We start from the raw sequence: 18,077 nt of genomic DNA, 5'->3' as shown, positions 1-18,077 counted from the left end.
ACAGCCGTGGGGAGTTGACCATTACTGCCCGACACCCCGCCGCACCGCTTCTCCCGGAGACCCGGCACACGTACAGCTTGGCGGCGGGTGGGTGGCCAGGGCATCGGTATACCGGAAGACCCGTATACGCATAAGGACGTCAGCCCCACCTGTCCGTATACCTAGGGCCTGGGGCTCTCCACCCGCTCGCCGCCGGAGACGATCACCGGGACCTCGGTCCGCGAACCGACGCCCAGCTTGGCCAGGATGTGCTCCACATGCGCGTCGGCGGTCCGCTTCGAGATCACCAGCTGCTCCGCGATCTCCCGGTTGGACAGCCCCTGCGCCACCAGCGCGGCGACCTCCCGCTCGCGCCGGGTCAGCGCGTCGACCCCGGCCCGCCGCGCCGCGGGCACCGGCTCGCCCGGCACGTCGGCCCCCGAGCGGACGGCTTCGAGCACCCGGTGCCCGGCGAGCCGCGCCCCCACCTCGGTCCACCGCCGGAACTGCTCGTCGCCCAGCGCCCGCAGCACCGCCTGCCGCGCGTTCTCCTGCTCCTCGAAGACCGACGGCAGCATCCCGACCGGGTCGCCGCCGCCGAGCCGCCGCGCGTTCTCCGCGTACCCGATCAGCCAGGCCGCCCGCACGAACCGCTTCTCGTGCGCCGCCGCCCACGCGAGCACGAGGCAGCACATCGCCGCGATGAGCACCTCACCGATCTCGGCGACGGCCTCCAGGCCCCGGCACAGGGACGCGACGGCGTCCTCCCGCTCACCCGTCAGCCACAGGATCAGGCCCTGGACCATGAGCGTCGACCCGTACAGCTGCCGCTCGCCGGTGCCCTCCAGGTACGCGAGTCCGGTACGGCACAGCTCCAGGGCGCCGTCCGTGTCGCCGAGCACCCCGAGCACCAGCGCGCCCTCGTAGTGGATGACTCCTATGCCGAGCCCGTCGCCGCGCGCGAGGATCCGCTGCCGCGCGTCCTCCAGTGCGGGGAGTCCGTCGGGGTCCCCGCACAGCGCGTTCAGACCGCCGAGATACGCCTCGCAGAACAGCTCCACCCGGTCGTTGCCCGCCTCGCGCGCCACGCCGATCGCCCGGTGGAACAGTTCGAGGGCGCCGGGCAGATCGCCGGTCCACACGGAGAACAGGGCGCACATGAACCGCCCCCACGCCTGCTCCTCGCCCGTCTCCGGCAGCAGGGCGAGCCCCTTGCCGACCCAGTACCGCCCCTCCGAGAGCGCGCCGACGGCCCGCCAGTACGGCCCGAGCTGCGCGGCGAGCCACAGCCCCTGCGCCGCCGTCTCCTCGCTCCGGTACGCGTATTCGAGGGCGGCGCGCACATCGGCGCACTCGGCGCGCAGCACCCGGTAGTGGCCGGGCTGGGCGGCCGTGAGGAACTCGTCCCAGTAGCGCTGTCCGAGGTCGCGGTAGTACGCGAAGTGCCGCGCCCGCACGGCGGCCGCCTGCCCGGACTCCTCCAGCCATTCGGCGCCGTACTCGCGGATGGTGTCGAGCAGCCGGTAGCGGCTGCCGTTCTCCCCGATGCGCTGCACGACGGACTTGTCGACGAGCCCGATGAGCTGCTCCAGGACTTCGCGGGGGCCCAACTCGCCGCCCGCGCCCACGTATTCGGCCGCGGGCAGCTCGAAGGAACCGGCGAAGACCGACAGCCGCGCCCAGAGCAACCGCTCCTGCGGCGTGCACAGTTCGTGCGACCAGCCGATGGCCGTGCGCAGCGTCTGGTGCCGCGTCAGCGCGGTGCGCCGTCCGCCGGTGAGCACCTCGAAGCGGTGCCCGAGCCGCTCCACCAACTGCTCAAGGGGCACGGCCCGCAGCCGTACGGCCGCCAGCTCAAGAGCGAGCGGGATGCCGTCCAACCGGCCCGCGAGAGCGGCGAGTTGGTCCCGGTTGGCATCGGTCACGGCGAAGCCGGGGACGACGGACGCGGCCCGCTGCACGAACAGCTCCAGGGCGTCGTCGGGCCCGAGCGGCGCGATGGCGCAGCAGTGCTCGCCGGGCACGTCCAGGGGCTGCCTGCTGGTGGCGAGGACGCTCACGCCCGCGGCCTCGCGCAGCAGGACGTCGGTCAGCATGGCGCACGCGTCGACGAGGTGCTCGCAGGTGTCGAGGACGATGAGCTGGCGCCGCCCCTGGAGATGCGCGACGACCGCGTCGAGCGGCTCCATGCCCGCTTGCTCGGGGAGTTCGAGCACGGCGGCGAGGGTGGCCGGGATGAGCTCGGGGTCGCGCAGCGCGCTCAGTTCGACGAGCCAGACCCCGTCCGGGAACCGCTCGGCGAGCCCGGCCGCCGCACGCATCGCCGTACGGCTCTTGCCGACGCCGCCCGGACCCACCAGCGTGACCAGTCTGGCCCGCCCGAACGCCTCTCCCACCTGGGCGAGTTCGGTCGCCCTGCCGACGAACGTGGTGACTTCGACGGGGAGTTGACCGCCGCGCCGCTGCCCGAAGCCGAAACCCATGGTTGCCGTCCCCCGTCACGTATGCCCGTGCCACCGATCCCACCACAGCGTACGCAGCCACACGCGGAGCGTGAACGAAGTCCGCCCAAAAGCAGACCTGGAGCGGAACTTCCGGCTCGGGTTGACGGGGGCCGACCCGGGCCTGCCGCAGCCGGCTCAGGCGGCCGCGGCGAGCTCCTTCGCCGTCCGCACCGCTTCCGCGAGGGTGTCCACGACGGGCGCGCCCACGCCCTCCAGGCTGGCCCTGCTGTGCGAGCCGCCGGTGTAGAGCACGGCGCGTGCGCCCACGTGCAGCGCGGCGACGGCGTCGTCGGCGGCGTCCCCGATGACGACGGTCCGCTCGGGCGCGACGCCCTCCCGGGCGAGCTCGCCGATGTGCCGCACCATGTGCTCGGCCTTGCTGCCGCCGGACGGACCGGTCCGCCCGTCGACCCGCACGAACCGCTCCGCGATCCCGAACCGCCGTACCAGCGGCACGAGTTGCTCGTGCCCGTACATGCTGAGGATGGACTGGCTGCGCCCGGCCTCCTGCCATCCGGCGAGCAGCGTCTCGGCCCCGTCGGCGAGCCCGCACACCACGGAGTGCAGGGTGTAGTGCCGGTGGAACGCCTCGTCCATGACGAGCCACTCGCTGTCGGTGGGCAGGCGCCCCATCAGGCGCTCGTAGAACCTGGGGACGGGCACGCAGTACAGCTCGCGGTACTTCTCCAGGGTGATCGGGTCGAGTCCGATCTCCGCGAAGGCGGCGTTCGTGGCGCGGATGATGGCGTCGTTGTCGTGGAACAGCGTCCCGTTCCAGTCCCACACGATGTGCGCGGCTATGTGCTTCCCCATGTTCTAGATGTATTGACCCGCAGGGTTGTTGACGCGGGTGATGGGTGGCTGGCCGCCGAGTGCGGTGTGGCTGCGGTGGTGGTTGTAGGTGTGCAGGAAGTCTGCCAGGGCCGCGGTGCGTTCGTCGTTTGAGGTGTAGAGCCGCAGGTAGGCCCATTCCTCGAGCAGGGTGCGGTTGAAGCGTTCGACCTTGCCGTTGGTCTGGGGCCGGTAGGCGCGGGTGAGCTTGCCACTCGCGCCGAGTTCGGCCAGGACGTTCTTCCAGGCCAGGCCCTTGCGGTAGGCCCAGGCGTTGTCCGTCAGCACGCGTTCGATGCGGGTGATGCCCATCTCGGCGAAGAACGCGGCCGCGCGGGTGAGGAAGGCCGCGCAGGTCGCGGCCTTCTCGTCCGGGTGGATCTCGCTGTAGGCGAGGCGGGAGTGGTCGTCGACGGCCGAGTGGATGTAGTCGTAACCCATGTTGTTGCGGGTGACGCGGCCGGCCTGGCGGCCCAGGGCCTTGTGGCCGCCGCCGTCGGGAATCCGGCCGAGTTTCTTCACGTCGATGTGGATCAGTTCGCCGGGCCGGTCGCGTTCGTAACGGCGGATCACGGTGCCGGTCGGCCGGTCGATCCAGGACAGCCGGTTCAGCCGGTGGCGGGTCAGAACGCGGTGCACGGTCGAGGCGGGCAGTCCCAGGATCGGGCCGATCCGGGCCGGCCCGAGCTTGCGGTCGGTCCGCAGCCGGCAGACGTCGGCCTCGATACTCGCCGGGGTCCGATGCGGTGTCGTCAAAGGCCTGCTGGAGCGGTCGGCCAGGCCCGCCCCGCCCTCGGCTCGCCACCGCCGGAGCCATTTATGGGCGGTCGCCCGCGAGATGCCCATCTCGGCGGCGACATGGGCGACGGGACGGCCGGACGCGACACGTTCGACCAGCAGGCGCCTGCCGTGCACGGTCAGCCGGGCATTACGGTGGGACACGAAGACCTCCGTGTGGTGCAGTCCTAGACAGCTCCACCACACCGGAGGTCTTCGCCATGATCAAGACCCGCCAGTGTCAACAACGCTCGTGATCAATACATCTAGAACGTACCCCGCGCGTCCGCCGGTCCCACGGGCGTCAGTCGCCGAGCCCCACCAGGTTGGGGATCTCCTGCGTCGCGAACCACAGGAGTTCGTGGTCCTCGGCCCCGTCGACCACGAACTGGGCGTCGTCGTCGCCCTGGTCGGCGGCGCCGAGCGCGTCCGCGGCGGCGGTGACATCGGCCTCGGCGTCGTCGGCGTCGACGTGCACGGCGGCGGCCCTGGAGAGCCGGACGGTCTCGCGCACGGACACCTCGCCGAGGGCCGTGGGGTCGAGCCCGCGGTCGGGGTCGGCGACGGCGATCTTGTCGGCGACGTCCACGGCGACGACGACCCGGCGCCGCGCGGCGTCCGGCTCGCCCGCCAGCATCCGCAGCGAGGCGAGCGCGGCCCGGTTCAGGGCGGCGTACTCCAGCTCCTCGATGTCGTCGGAGAGGTACCACTCGCGCAGCGCCGGCGTCACGGCGTAGGCGGTGAGCGGCGCGGGCCCCAGCTCGCCCGCCTTGTACGCCTCTGCGAGTCGAGGCAGGGACAGAGGTACGTACACACGCATGGGCCAGCCGCTTTCGTAGTCGACGAGATCCTCAGGATACGTGCGGGAGTCCCCCTTCGGGCTTGCGGGCCGAACGCCCCGGCCGTCATCCGGGGTCCGCCCGGTCACCCGGCCGCACCCCGCGCGGAGGGGCTCTCCGCCGCCGCTCGCCATCCTGATGGGTGAAAGCGCCCTGGGCCGCTCACCCTCCCCGAGGGACCTTGCCGCCCCGCCGCCGGCCCCCGTACAAGATCCTCACCAGAAGTTACCGACGGGTATCCGGAGGCGGCGTGCAGAAGGTCATGAACAGGCAGGGACCCCGGCGGTCGACGCGGCCGCCGACGCGCCGCGACTCCCGGCGCCCGGTCCGCGTCGCACCCCAGCCACCGCCGCACCCCACCGAGCTCTTCACGGACCGACTCCTCCTGGTCCTGACCGGCCACAAGCCCCTGCACTGGTTCGCCCGGCACGCGACCGGCCACGGCTTCGAGGACCTGCTGTGGCTCCTCGACCACCGCCCGCTGCCCCGCACGGGCCCTCAGCCCACGATCCACGACATCGGCCGCTTCGAACCGGACCCCGGCGTCTACGAGGTCTTCGCCCGGATCTCGGTGGGCCCGCGCCTGCACGCCCTGGCGTTCCGCATGGCCCGCGCGGAGGACCGCCGCTGGCGCTGCACGGCGGTGGAACTGGGCGGCCGCCCTCCGCGGGACAGCGACGAGTAGCGCGCCGTCAGCGCGCCAGCCGTCCGTCGAGCCAGGCGTTCACCTGGTCCAGAGCGGTCACCGGCAGCGAGCGATGATCCACGCCCGCGTACGGCGTGTACGTCACACGCGTACCGGCCGCCGCCAGTGCCGCCGCCGTCTCGCGGGCCGTGACGGGCGGCACCGTCGTGTCGGCGGTGCCCTGCACGATCGGCACCGGCTCGCGGTAGCGGGTGATGGGCGGCTCGGCGTGCTCGACCAGCAGCCGCGTCATCTCCGGGGCGCCGTTACGCGGCGTGCCGTACGTGAAGTCAGTGTTCTTGAGCCCTTCGCCCGCCGTGAACAGCGCCGCGCCCCCTGCGAGTGCCCGTACACCGCCCAGCGGCGGCCCGCCTCGCCAGGTAGGCGTGCTCGCCGTCCGTGCCCAGACCCTGGTAGTCGGTGGCCGCGACCGCGTACCCACGGGCGAGCCAGCTGTCGAACATCACAAGAAGGCCGGGCACCACAAGAAAGGGCCGGGCACACCGTGCCCGGCCCTTCCTCAGCGCTGCGTCACTTCTTGCGACGGCGCCCCTTCTGCTGCTTGCGCCGCTCGGCCCGGGTCAGGCCGTCGGCCTCGGAGCGCGTCGGACCGTCCTCGGTCAGGAAGTCACCCTCGTCGACACCGCCCTCGGCGTTCGGCGCCTGGAAGTGCAGGCGGTCCGGACGCTGCGGGGCGTCGAGGCCCTTGGCGCGGATCTCCGGACGGGACGCCCCGGCCTGCGCCGGCACGGTGTCCTCGGCCTTGTCCAGGGACGTGGCGGGCGCGGCGTCCTCCACCGGCACCTCCTCGACCTGCTGCTCGACCTGGACCTCCAGGTTGAACAGGTAGCCGACGGACTCCTCCTTGATGCCCTCCATCATGGCGGTGAACATGTCGAAGCCCTCGCGCTGGTACTCGACCAGCGGGTCCTTCTGCGCCATGGCCCGCAGGCCGATGCCCTCCTGGAGGTAGTCCATCTCGTAGAGGTGCTCACGCCACTTGCGGTCGAGCACGGAGAGCACCACGCGACGCTCCAGCTCGCGCATGATCTCGGACCCGAGCTGCTCCTCGCGCTCCTCGTACTGCGCGTGGATGTCGTCCTTGACGGCCTCGGCGATGAACTCGGCGGTGAGCCCGGCACGGTCGCCGGCCTCCTCCTCCAGCTCCTCCACGGTCACCTTGATCGGGTAGAGCTGCTTGAAGGCGCCCCACAGCCGGTCGAGGTCCCACTCCTCGGCGAAGCCCTCGGCGGTCTCGGCGCCGATGTACTCGTCGATGGTGTCGTCCATGAAGTGCTGCACCTGCTCGTGCAGGTCCTCGCCCTCCAGGACGCGGCGGCGCTCGCCGTAGATGACCTCACGCTGGCGGTTCAGGACCTCGTCGTACTTCAGGACGTTCTTACGCGTCTCGAAGTTCTGCTGCTCGACCTGCGACTGGGCGGAGGCGATGGCGCGGGTCACCATCTTGTTCTCGATCGGGACGTCGTCCGGCACGTTGGCCATCGACATCACGCGCTCGACCATCTGCGCCTTGAAGAGCCGCATCAGGTCGTCGCCGAGCGACAGGTAGAAGCGCGACTCACCGGGGTCGCCCTGACGGCCGGAACGACCGCGCAGCTGGTTGTCGATACGCCGCGACTCGTGCCGCTCCGTACCGAGGACGTAGAGGCCGCCGAGCTCCTTGACCTCTTCGAACTCGTCCTTGACGGCCTGCTCCGCCTTCGCCAGGGCGGCGGGAAGGGCCGCGGCCCACTCCTCGACGTGCTCGACCGGGTCGAGCCCGGCCTGGCGCAGCTCGGCCTCGGCGAGGTCGTCCGGGTTGCCGCCGAGCTTGATGTCGGTACCACGGCCGGCCATGTTCGTGGCGACGGTGACGGCGCCCTTGCGGCCGGCCTGCGCGACGATCGTCGCCTCACGGTCGTGCTGCTTCGCGTTCAGCACCTCGTGCTGGACACCGCGCTTGGAGAGCTGCTGCGAGAGGTACTCGGACTTCTCGACCGAGGTGGTGCCGACCAGGATCGGCTGGCCCTTCTCGTGCTTCTCCGCGATGTCGTCGACGACCGCGTCGAACTTGGCGACCTCGGTGCGGTAGATCAGGTCGGGCTGGTCCTTGCGGACCATCGGCTTGTTGGTCGGGATCGGGACGACACCGAGCTTGTAGATCTGGTGGAACTCGGCGGCCTCGGTCATCGCCGTACCGGTCATGCCGGACAGCTTGTCGTAGAGGCGGAAGAAGTTCTGAAGGGTGATGGTGGCCAGGGTCTGGTTCTCGTCCTTGATGTCCACCCCTTCCTTCGCCTCGATCGCCTGGTGCATGCCCTCGTTGTAGCGGCGACCGGCGAGGATACGGCCGGTGTGCTCGTCGACGATCATGACTTCGCCGTCGATGACGACGTAGTCCTTGTCCTTCTTGAAGAGTTCCTTGGCCTTGATGGCGTTGTTCAGGTAACCCACGAGCGGCGTGTTCACCGACTCGTACAGGTTGTCGATGCCCAGCCAGTCCTCGACCTTGGCGACGCCCGACTCGTGGATGGCGACGGTGCGCTTCTTCTCGTCGACCTCGTAGTCGCCGGTCTCCTCGATGCCCTTCATGGTGTTGCCCGCCTCGCCCTTCTTGAGGCGGGTGACCAACTTGGCGAAGTCGCCGTACCACTTGGTGGCCTGGTCGGCGGGGCCGGAGATGATCAGCGGCGTACGGGCCTCGTCGACGAGGATGGAGTCGACCTCGTCGACCACCGCGAAGTTGTGGCCGCGCTGGACGAGCTCGTCCTGGGACCACGCCATGTTGTCGCGCAGGTAGTCGAAGCCGAACTCGTTGTTCGTGCCGTACGTGATGTCGCAGTTGTACTGCTCGCGGCGCTGAGCCGGCGTCATGTTCGCCAGGATGCAGCCCACGGTGAGGCCCAGGAACTTGTGGACGCGGCCCATCATCTCGGAGTCGCGCTCGGCCAGGTAGTCGTTCACCGTGATCAGGTGGACGCCCTTGCCGGACAGCGCGTTCAGGTATGTCGGCAGCGTGCCGACGAGGGTCTTGCCCTCACCGGTCTTCATCTCCGCCACATAGCCGAGGTGGAGGGCGGCGCCACCCATCAGCTGCACGTCGTAGGGCCGCTGGCCCAGCACGCGGCGAGCCGCCTCGCGAACGGTGGCGAACGCCTCGGGAAGCAGGTCGTCGAGGCTCTCGCCGTCCTCGTAACGCTGCTTGTACTCGTCCGTAAGCGCGCGCAGCTCGGCGTCGGAGAGGCTCTCGAAGTCCTCTTCGATGGAGTTGACCTGGTCCGCGATGCGGTGCAGCTTGCGCAGGATCTTGCCTTCGCCTGCACGCATGATCTTCTGGAGGACGGACACGCGGTTGGTCTCCTTGCCGGTCGGGCCTGGCACGGTCGGTTACTCGGGCGACAGCCGGAGCAACGGCCATCGTATGCGAGGACCCCGCCGCGCCGGGAGGTCTGCCATGAGGTCCAACGGCCGGGGCCCGCGGAAGGTGCCGGTATGGGCCACGAAAAGTGATGGCGCCCCCGCCCGTACCCGAGCAGAATCGGGCAATGGACCCCGTGACGCTGACCACCGGCCGCCTGAAACTGCGCACGTTCGCGCCCACCGACATCGACGAGGTGTGCGCCGCGGTCCAGGATCCCGAGATCCAGCGCTGGGTCCCGGTCCCTTCGCCGTACGCGCGCGAGGACGCCGAGTACTTCGTGCACCGGGTCGTCACGGACGGCTGGCGCACCGACGCCGAGTACACCTTCGCGATACGCGCCGAGGAGGACGGCCCGATCCTGGGCGCGATCTCCCTGCACCACCCGCGCGTGGGCACGTGGGAGGTCGGCTTCTGGGCGGCCAAGGAGCACCGCGGCCGCGGCTACGTGACGGAGGCGGTCCTGGAGCTGGCCCGCTGGGCGTTCACCGACCTCGCCTGTACGCGCCTGGAGTGGCGGGCCGAAGTGGGGAACACGGGCTCGCGCACGGTCGCCGAGAAGGCCGGCTTCACCGTCGAGGGCGTCCTGCGCTCGGGCCTCCTGAACAAGGGCGTGCTCCGCGACTGCTGGATCGGCGCCCTGCTCCCGTCGGACCTGGGTCTGCCGTGCCCGCTCCCGTACCTGCCGGCGCCCGCCTGACCGCTCCCCCGCGCCGACCCGGTCGCCCGTGAACGTTCTTGATCGTTCCGAGGAGGATTGTCAGTGTCGCCGCCTAGGGTTCGACCCATGACGACGACCTCGCCGCGTCCCGCCACCACCGTCGCCCTGTCCGCCGACGAAGCCCGCCGTATCGCGCTGCGCGCCCAGGGCTTCCTCGGCGCCCCGGACCGCAGATCCGGGGTGCGCGGCGTCCTGCGCCACCTCGGCGCGGTCCAGCTCGACACGATCTCGGTCCTGGCCCGCTCGCACGAGCTGATCCCGTACGCGCGCCTGGGCGCCGTGGGCCGCAAGAAGGTCGAGGCGGCGTACTGGACGGAGGGTCACGCCTTCGAGTACTGGTCGCATGCGGCCTGCATCCTGCCCGTCGAGGAATGGCCGCACTTCGCGTTCCGGCGCCGCGCCTACCGCACGCGCCCGCACTGGCACCACCACCTTCCCGACGGCGCCTACGAGCAGGTCATCAAGCAGCTGCGCGCCGAAGGCCCGCTCACCGCCACGGAGTTGGGCGGCGCGAAGAACAAGGGCGAGTGGTGGGACTGGTCCGACTCGAAGATCGCCGTCGAGCGCGCGCTGATGTACGGGGACGTGGTGTGCGTGGAGCGCCGCTCCTGGAAGCGGGTCTACGACCTGGCGGAGCGCGCGATCCCGTCCGCCCTGCTCCACGACGACCTGGACGACGCGGAGTGCGTGCGCCGTCTGGTCCTCCAGGCGGGCCAGGCGCTGGGGGTCGGCACCCGCTCGGACATCGCCGACTACCACCGCCTCAAGAGCGAGCAGTTCGACGCGGTGATCGAGGACACCGGCCTGGTCCCGGTGACGGTGGAGGGCTGGGGCGCCAAGCCCGCGGAGAGGAGGGGCGGCGCGAAGCGCCTCACCGGAAGGGCGGCGGCGGGAGACGGGTGGGCGGACCCGGCGGCGCTGGAGTCGGCCCCGCGCGGCCGCCACCGTACGACGCTCCTGTCGCCGTTCGACTCCCTGGTCTGGGAGCGGGCGCGCACGGAGCGGATCTTCGGCTTCACGCACCGCCTGGAGGCGTACGTCCCCAAGCCGAAGCGGATCCACGGCTACTTCGCGATGCCGGTCCTGGCGGGCGGCCGCCTGGTGGGCCGCGTGGACCCGGCCCGCGAGGGCACCACGCTCGTCGCCAAGCAGGTGTCTTTGGACGGCCCGAAGGCCGTACCGGCGGTGGCCCAGGCGCTGGTGGAGGCGGCGAGCTGGGTGGGCTGCGACAGCGTGCGCGTGGAGCGCATGGAGCCCGCGGCCCTGAAGCCGGCGCTGATCAGGGCGCTCGGCTAGCGGATCTCGAGGATCTTCTCGCGCATCGCGTAGACCACGGCTTCCATCCGGGAGTGCAGCTGCAACTTCTCCAGGATGTTGCGCACGTGGTTCTTCACGGTGTTCTCGGAAATGAACAACTCCTTGGCGATGTCCCGGTTGTTCATTCCGGTGGCGACGAGCTTGAGGACCTCCAGCTCCCGGTCGGTCAGCCGGGGCGCGGGCACGAGCCGGCGCTCGTCGGTGCGCTGGATCATCGACTTGAATTCCGTCAGCAGCTTGGACGCCATGGACGGGCTGATCTGCGACTGCCCGTCGGCGACGGCCCGAATCGCCGTGGCGACCTCGTCGGTCGAGATCTCCTTGAGGAGATATCCCGTGGCGCCCGCCTTGATCGCGTCGTAGAGGTCCGCTTCCTCGTCGCTGATCGTCAGCATGATGATTTTGGCGCTGGGTGCCACCTCCTTGATGGAGGTGCACGCCTCGATGCCGCCCCGCTTGGGCATCCGTACGTCCATGAGGACGATGTCCGGCAGCAGGTCGGCCGCCTTGTCCACCGCCTCCGCGCCGTCGCCCGCCTCACCGACGACCTGGATGTCCTCCTCGGCCGCGAGGACGATCTCCAGGCCTCGCCGGAACAGGGCGTGGTCGTCCACGACCAGGACCCGGATGGGCTCCTTGCGCGAGGAGCCCGCGTCCGGCGCCGGTCCCGCGACGCCGCCGTCGGCAGCGCCGACGTCCTCGCCCCGCATCGGTCCGAAGCTGTCCGCCATCGTTCCTCCCCCTGAAGGCCGTGGCCCGTCTTCCTGTGCCGGGCCAACCCGAGGCGCCAGCACACCGGTTGACCCGGCGTGGCCATGATTTCATGCCGCGGCGTGCGCGCGCGGACGGTGCGGTTCACCGGGGGGTCGCACGAGGGTGCCCCCGGGGGCGCACGCGCACTCCAGGGGCACCGGATGAGTAGGTTTTCGGACAGCCTCGGTTCCGCGGCCGTCCGGCCGGCTCAGCCGCCGATGGCATCGCCCGCGTCGGCGCCGTGCGCCTCGGTCACCATGGGGTCGGTGCTGAGGTGGATGACGCCGTAGTCGTAGGCGTGACGACGGTAGACGACGCTGGGTTCCTTGGTCTCGGAGTCGACGAACAGATAGAAGTCGTGCCCGACCAGCTCCATCTCGTAGAGCGCCTGGTCGAGCGACATGGGTGCCGCCACGTGGGTCTTCTCGCGGACGACGAGCGGGCCCTCGCCCTGGACCTCGAGCGGTCCCACCTTGGTGGTCGGTACGCCGTCGGTCTCGGACTCGTCCCTGGCGATCGAGCCGTCCCCGTTCAGCCGGGCGGCGTCCGGGACGCGCTCGGCGACCTCGGCGGCCGAGATGCGCTTCGCGCCGCGCCGCGTGGACCGCTTGCTGTGCTCCTTGCGCAGACGCGCGTCCAGCTTTTCCGTGGCCAGGTCGAGCGCCGCGTACGGGTCGTTCGCAGCGGCTTCCGCCCGGATCACGGGGCCGCGCGTGCGCAGCGTGATCTCCACGCGGTCGCACCGGTCGGCCTGCCGGGGGTTGGGCTCCTTGGACACCTCGACGTCGAGGCTGATCACCTTGCCGTCGAGCTTCTGGATCTTCTCCAGGTTCAGCTTCTCGGCCACGTGCTTGCGGAACCGCTCCGGTACCTCGGTCTTGCGGCCCTTGACGACGATGTCCACGCAGAACTCCGTTCCCGGATAGCTCCGCTCCTATGGCGGAGCATCTCCCTCTTGCACCAGGCTCCGGCCACTTCCGGAGCCTCGGACTCGGTGACTTCCACCTCCTCCTCCCCCGTGGACAAGATCTCCACCCCATCGCGTCGGATGATTGCGAAAATCTCTGTGCAAACCCACGGCGCGGCATTCCGATATGCGAGGTGCAGCACCCGGTTTTCACGCCGAGTTCCTCACAACCGAACATATCTCGCCCGGACGGATGTCGTCACCCTCTACCGCCGTGTACCTCCATTCAGGTGAATGAATCCTCTCGCTACCTGCAACGAAGCAGATACCCGGTCAGTTCCGGTTTATTTCGAAAGAATCCGGAGATCCGGCGACTACAGCCGCTTGCACAGTGACCGGCCCCGGCATTTCGGGGCCCACTGCGGAGTGCGCTGACTCCATCCTTCCCGCCCTTCTGCCCGTTCGCGAACTGTCGGCCGCGACGCGCAGGGCGCGCGCCGCCTCCGCCAGGGACGCGCCGGTCGTCATGAGGTCGTCGACCAGCGTGATTCGGCCAACTTCGGCGAGCAGCCCAGATCCACCGCCCACCACCTCCATCGCACCCGTCACGTTCGCCATCCGCTGCCGGGCGTCGAGCCCCGACTGGTCCGCCACGGGGCGCCGCTGGCGCAGCACGGCGAGCACCCTGACCGGCACGCCCGCCCGGCGCAGCTCGGCGGCCGCCGCGTACGCGATCCGCCGCGTCGGATCGTGCCCGCGCGCCCGCACCGCACGCGGCGAGGACGGCACGGGGACGAGCGCCACGGAGCCCGCACCGCCGGGTATCCGCAGCCCTTCACGCACCGCTGAGGCGAGCGCCGCGCCGAGCGGCCCGGAGAGCCCCAGCGCGCCCCGCTCCTTGTGGGCGAGGAGCACGGCCCGCACCGCGTCCCGGTAGGGCGCCGCCGCGTGCACGACGGGCAGCCCCGGCGGCTCGGGCCGCGGCCGCACCCGGCTCGCCGCAGCGCCGAGCAACGCCGCTGAGCACCGCGCACACAGCGTCGTACGCGACCTGCCGCAGCCTGCGCACTGGGCCGGCAGCACCAGGTCGGAGAGGTCCTGCCACCACCCCCGCATACCGAACACTGTGCCAACACGCGCGCCGCGAGACCACCCCTGTGGACAACGCCCTGTGGACAACACGGCTTCAGCGGGGACGGGTTGCACTCGTGTGAGTGACGGGACGACCGTCGAAGCTGAATTCCTGGCGGGGCGTCACCCCGAACGAAGCGGGGCGCCATCGCAAGCAGAAGGGGCGCCACCCGAGACGGAGCGGGGCGCTCCCCAGAACGAAACGGGACGCCACCCCGGACAGAACACGGCGCCACCCCGAACACCCCGCAGCACCCCAGGCAGACCGGGCAGACCGGGCAAGGGCGTCCCCCCGGGACCGACCGGACGACACCCCCGTCCGACCGGACGTCGTCACCCCGGATAGATCGGCGCCGTCCCGTCCTTCACCACCGGCTGCCACGCCGTCCCCGACGGCAGCCGCACGACACCGTCGTCGGAGTGCGCGAGCAGCGGCAGTCCGTCGTCCGCGGACGCGGCGATCTCGCTGACCCGCGTCAGCCCCGGCAGCGCCTGTCCCGTGGCCGCCGAGCCGTCGCACGGCACGTACTGGATCTGCTGGAGCCCGCCGGCCGCCCGGCCGACCACCACGAGCCGGCTGCCGCCCGCCCACGACACGGCCGTGACCTCGTCCATCTCCGGTGCCGCGGGCCGCAGTTCGTGCACCGAGACCTCGGTCCCGCCGCTCGCGTCGCGCTCCCGCTCCACCCGGCCGATACGCAGCTTGGTCTTGCCCTTCTCCGTCACGAGCAGGGCGACGCGCGCCCCGTCGGCGGACATCTTCACCGACTCGATGCGCGAGGTGCCGTCGAGCCCGTCGACCCGGACCTCCTGCATCTGGTCGGCACGGCCCTCGCCGAACATCAGCAGCCGCGGATTCTTCTTGTCGCGGTCGGCCACCCACAGATCGCCGCGCCCGTCCCAACTGGGCGTCGTCAGGCCGTCCGCCTCCGACCTGGAGTGGCTGCGCACGAGCGCGTCGCCCAGCGAGGCGCCGTTGACCATCGACGCCACGTACAGCGAGCGCCCGTCGTTCGACACACCCGCCGCGCGCTCCTGATCGCGCGAGACGGCCGCGGAACGCAGCCGCTGCTCACCCTCGCCCAGCGGCCCGAGGACCTGCTCGGGGCTCCGGTCGGACGTGCTGTGCCCGGCCATCCGCACGAGCCTGCCCTTGGCGTCCAGGAGGTACTGGTCGTCGAGACGGCCCGAGGCCCGCAACGGCACGAACGCCTCCGCGTCGTCCTCGGTCAGCGCGCACATCAGCCGGCCGTCGGAACGCTTCAGCTCGATCCCGCTCACGCTCGACGACGACAAGTCGTGCAACGAGAACAGCAGCTGAGCCGCCATCTCCTTGCACTTGCTCGCCCCGGCCCTGCTGCCCGCCTCGTTCAGCGGCACCGTCAGCTTGTTCGCGTCGTCCGGGGTGAGCGAGCCGACGCCCTTCTTCAGACCCGCGTCCGAGGGGAACGCCGTCCGCACCACGGGGTTCAGCCAGTTCGTCGGCCCGGCGAGCACCTGCTTGACGGTCTCCGTCAGGGGGTCGGTCCACTGCCGTACGAACACGGGGTCGGCGACCAGGCGCTTCTCGGACCCCGCCTCGCCGGAACCCGAATCCACCGCGTAGTAGTACTTGTTGACGGACTGGTAGATCCGCTGGAAGTCGGACTGACCGAGGATCACCCCCTTCGGCAGGGAGTCGATCCGCCACTGCTTGCCCTTGGAGGTCTCCACCCGACTCAGGTGCAGATTCCCCTCGTACGGCCGGCTCTCCGGCATGTACGCCTGCTTCGTGTCGACCGTGGCGATCTGGCGGCCCGTCAGCTGGTAGAGGCGCCCCTCGTCCCCGGTGCCGGCCCGGCCGATCGGACGCCTGCTGGGGCCGTCGTCGAGCACGGTGGTCCGCTGCATCGGGTCCCAGCTCTTCGCCGCCTTCGGCGTCAGATACTTACGAGCCATCGCATACGAAGGGTCGTCGCTGGTCAGCGCCTCGATGAAGCCGTCCACGATGGCCTCGGGCCCCGCGTCGTCCTGAGGTGGCAGGGCGAAGACGCGGACCTGCGAGTCCGGGCGCTGCGACGCCTCGACCGACTCCAGTCCGCCGCCGTCCGGCATCGACGCACACCCGGCGAGAACGATCACCCCGCACCCGGCCAGCGCGCCGCCCCGTATCCCGCGCCGCCGCCGCGGCACCCGCTGCTCACCCACGCCCGTCACGCTCCCTGTCCTCGTCGCCGCGCTCCTGCGGCTCGGCCGGTTGCCGGGGCACACCGGTCGCGCCACCGCGGGACACCACGCGCGCGCCGCTGCCCGGCAGCGCCGTGGGATCCGCGGGCACCGACGACTGCGCGAACCGCGACGCCATGGGGGCCTTCGCGGACACCGGCGGCGCCTGCGAGGGCACCGTCGCGAGCTTCGAACCGTCCGCGCCGGGCAGCCCCGCGTCACCGAGCCCGCGGTTGCGCCGCGAATCCTCCGGCTCCAGCGGTATGGGCGAGCCGCGCAGCGGCTCGTCCGCCGTCCTCGGCAAGGTCAGCCGGAACTGCGAACCGCCGCCCGGCTCCCCCACGCCTGCAACCAGCCGCCGTGCAGCCGCGCGTCCTCCAGGGCGATGGACAGCCCCAGGCCGGTGCCGCCCGTCGTCCGCGCGCGGGCCGGGTCGGCCCGCCAGAAGCGGCTGAACACACGGGTCGCCTCGCCGGGCTTGAGCCCGACTCCGTAGTCGCGCACCGCGACGGCGACCGCGCCACCGGCGGCGGCGAGCCGCACCACGACGTCCCTGCCCTCACCGTGCTCCACGGCGTTCACGACCAGGTTGCGCAGGACGCGCTCCACGCGCCGCGCGTCCGCCTCGGCGACCACCGGCTGCTCGTCGCCGACGATCCGGACGTGCGTCTGCTTGCGCTCGGCGAGCGGCGCCGCGCCACCGACGACCCGCCGCACGACCTCCCGCAGATCTATCGGCTCGGCCTCCAGAGCCGCCGCACCGGCGTCGAACCGGCTGATCTCCAGCAGGTCGGCGAGCAGCGACTCGAACCGGTCCAGCTGATCGGCGAGCAGCTCGGCCGACCGCGCGGTCACCGGATCGAAGTCGCCCCGCGCCTCATGGATGACATCGGCGGCCATCCGTACGGTCGTCAGCGGCGTCCGCAGCTCATGGCTCACGTCGGAGACGAAGCGCCGCTGCATCCGCGACAGATCCTCCAACTGCTGGATCTTCAGATGCAGGTTCTGCGCCATCTTGTTGAAGGCCTCACCGAGCCGGGCGATGTCGTCCTCGCCGGTGACCTTCATACGTTCCTGGAGACGGCCCGCGGAGAGCCGCTCGGCCACCCCGGCCGCCATCCGCACCGGCGTCACCACCTGCCGTACGACGAGCCAGGCGATGGCACCGAGCAGCACGACCACGAACAGGCCGGCCGTCGCGAGGGTCCCCTTGACCAGCCCCAGCGACTTCTCCTCCTGCGTGAGCGGGAAGAGGTAGTAGAGCTGGTAGGGCTGACCCTGCGGGTCGTTCAGCCGCTTGCCGATGGCCAGGCCCGGCTGCGACTCCCTGCCGCCGTCGTAGATGATCCGCGTGTACTCCTGGGACGCGCCCGTGCGCTCGTCGACCCGCTCACGCAGCTCGTCGGGCACGCTCCGGTCCGGCTCCACGTACCCCGAACCGCGCAGCGCCCGCCCGTTCCCGCTGTCCGGGTCGCTGGAGCTGAGGGTGACGACGGCGAACGCGCCGTTGCCACCGCTGGACAGCTGCGTGACCAGGTCGCTCATCCAGGTGTTCGAGTTCTGAGTGATGCGGCTGTCACGGGCCGCGCCGGACCGCATCTCGGCGGCCTGCGCGTCCGCCTTGTCCTTGGCCGCGCGGAATCCGCCCTCGGCCTGGCTCTGCGACGCCCTGGCCTTCGCGTCCAGCAGCCCGTTCCGTACCGAGCCGATGACGACGATGCCGAGCAGCAGCACGACCCCGAGCGACATCAGCAGCGTCGTGACGACCACCTTCAACTGGATGTTGCGCCGCCACAGCCGCATCGCCGGCAGCAGCGGACGCCGCACCCAACGGGTGAACAGACGCAGCACCGGGCTGCCGTTCATCCCGCCCTTGAGCAGCAGACCTCCGTCCACGGCCCGACGCAGCCAGGAGCTGCGACCGGCCGTGGGAGCGGCCGCCGGTCCCACAGGCCGCTCCGTGCGGGACCCCGGCTTCCCGGGCGCCGAAGCGGCACTGTCACGGGACAC

At 71.1% G+C, this 18,077-nt stretch carries 13 protein-coding genes and 1 pseudogene; 3 read left to right on the top strand and 11 right to left on the bottom strand.

The window, feature by feature from the left end:
* Positions 1–161 precede the first annotated feature (161 nt).
* The 4 genes from V2W30_RS24005 to V2W30_RS23990 all read right to left on the bottom strand — a co-directional run bounded on the left by V2W30_RS24005 (position 162) and on the right by V2W30_RS23990 (position 4,911).
* Positions 162–2,462, bottom strand: a complete 2,301-nt coding sequence (locus V2W30_RS24005; protein ID WP_338699622.1) for an ATP-binding protein — start codon at positions 2,460–2,462, stop codon at positions 162–164.
* A gap of 156 nt (positions 2,463–2,618) precedes the next feature.
* The gene (locus tag V2W30_RS24000; protein ID WP_338699620.1) at positions 2,619–3,296 is read right to left on the bottom strand and encodes an HAD family hydrolase; all 678 of its coding nucleotides are present in this window, start codon (positions 3,294–3,296) and stop codon (positions 2,619–2,621) included.
* Positions 3,297–3,299: 3 nt separating this feature from the next.
* On the bottom strand, positions 3,300–4,256 hold the full coding sequence (locus V2W30_RS23995) for an IS481 family transposase (protein WP_338699619.1): 957 nt from the start codon (positions 4,254–4,256) through the stop codon (positions 3,300–3,302).
* 139 nt (positions 4,257–4,395) lie between these two features.
* Positions 4,396–4,911 (bottom strand): DUF6912 family protein, encoded by a 516-nt coding sequence (locus V2W30_RS23990; RefSeq protein WP_338699618.1) that lies wholly within the window; start codon positions 4,909–4,911, stop codon positions 4,396–4,398.
* 281 nt (positions 4,912–5,192) lie between these two features.
* Between V2W30_RS23990 and V2W30_RS23985 the strand changes: the two genes are divergently transcribed.
* On the top strand, positions 5,193–5,615 hold the full coding sequence (locus tag V2W30_RS23985; RefSeq protein WP_338699617.1) for an Rv3235 family protein: 423 nt from the start codon (positions 5,193–5,195) through the stop codon (positions 5,613–5,615).
* Between the two features lie 7 nt (positions 5,616–5,622).
* Here the strand turns inward: V2W30_RS23985 and V2W30_RS23980 are convergent, their stop codons facing one another.
* Together V2W30_RS23980 and secA are read right to left on the bottom strand one after the other, a co-directional pair.
* Positions 5,623–5,868: a hypothetical protein gene (locus V2W30_RS23980; RefSeq protein ID WP_338699616.1), complete on the bottom strand. Its 246-nt coding sequence runs from the start codon at positions 5,866–5,868 to the stop codon at positions 5,623–5,625.
* 278 nt (positions 5,869–6,146) lie between these two features.
* Positions 6,147–8,963, bottom strand: a complete 2,817-nt coding sequence (gene secA / locus V2W30_RS23975) for a preprotein translocase subunit SecA (protein WP_338703737.1) — start codon at positions 8,961–8,963, stop codon at positions 6,147–6,149.
* A 197-nt stretch (positions 8,964–9,160) separates the two neighbouring features.
* On the opposite strand from secA, the gene V2W30_RS23970 reads away from it, so the two are divergent.
* Positions 9,161–9,733, top strand: coding sequence for a GNAT family N-acetyltransferase (locus tag V2W30_RS23970; RefSeq protein WP_338699614.1), 573 nt, complete (start codon positions 9,161–9,163; stop codon positions 9,731–9,733).
* A gap of 87 nt (positions 9,734–9,820) precedes the next feature.
* Positions 9,821–11,050, top strand: a complete 1,230-nt coding sequence (locus V2W30_RS23965) for a winged helix-turn-helix domain-containing protein (protein WP_338699612.1) — start codon at positions 9,821–9,823, stop codon at positions 11,048–11,050.
* Here V2W30_RS23965 and V2W30_RS23960 read toward each other — a convergent pair.
* The 5 genes and pseudogenes from V2W30_RS23960 to mtrB all read right to left on the bottom strand — a co-directional run bounded on the left by V2W30_RS23960 (position 11,047) and on the right by mtrB (position 18,077).
* Entirely contained in the window at positions 11,047–11,802 is a 756-nt protein-coding gene (locus tag V2W30_RS23960) for a response regulator transcription factor (RefSeq protein WP_338699610.1), read from the bottom strand. The two genes, V2W30_RS23965 and V2W30_RS23960, sit on opposite strands and share 4 nt — an antisense overlap.
* Before the next feature lie 230 nt (positions 11,803–12,032).
* On the bottom strand, positions 12,033–12,728 hold the full coding sequence (hpf, locus tag V2W30_RS23955; protein WP_338699608.1) for a ribosome hibernation-promoting factor, HPF/YfiA family: 696 nt from the start codon (positions 12,726–12,728) through the stop codon (positions 12,033–12,035).
* 336 nt (positions 12,729–13,064) lie between these two features.
* Positions 13,065–13,847 (bottom strand): ComF family protein, encoded by a 783-nt coding sequence (locus tag V2W30_RS23950; RefSeq protein WP_338699606.1) that lies wholly within the window; start codon positions 13,845–13,847, stop codon positions 13,065–13,067.
* A gap of 348 nt (positions 13,848–14,195) precedes the next feature.
* Positions 14,196–15,956 (bottom strand): LpqB family beta-propeller domain-containing protein, encoded by a 1,761-nt coding sequence (locus tag V2W30_RS23945; RefSeq protein ID WP_425244695.1) that lies wholly within the window; start codon positions 15,954–15,956, stop codon positions 14,196–14,198.
* Positions 15,957–16,041: 85 nt separating this feature from the next.
* Positions 16,042–18,077, bottom strand: a pseudogene (gene mtrB, locus V2W30_RS23940) (MtrAB system histidine kinase MtrB).

The organism is Streptomyces sp. Q6 (genome assembly GCF_036967205.1).
In the GTDB taxonomy this organism is placed as follows: Bacteria; Actinomycetota; Actinomycetes; order Streptomycetales; family Streptomycetaceae; genus Streptomyces; species Streptomyces citrinus.
This window is presented reverse-complemented; position numbering and strand designations above follow the sequence as displayed.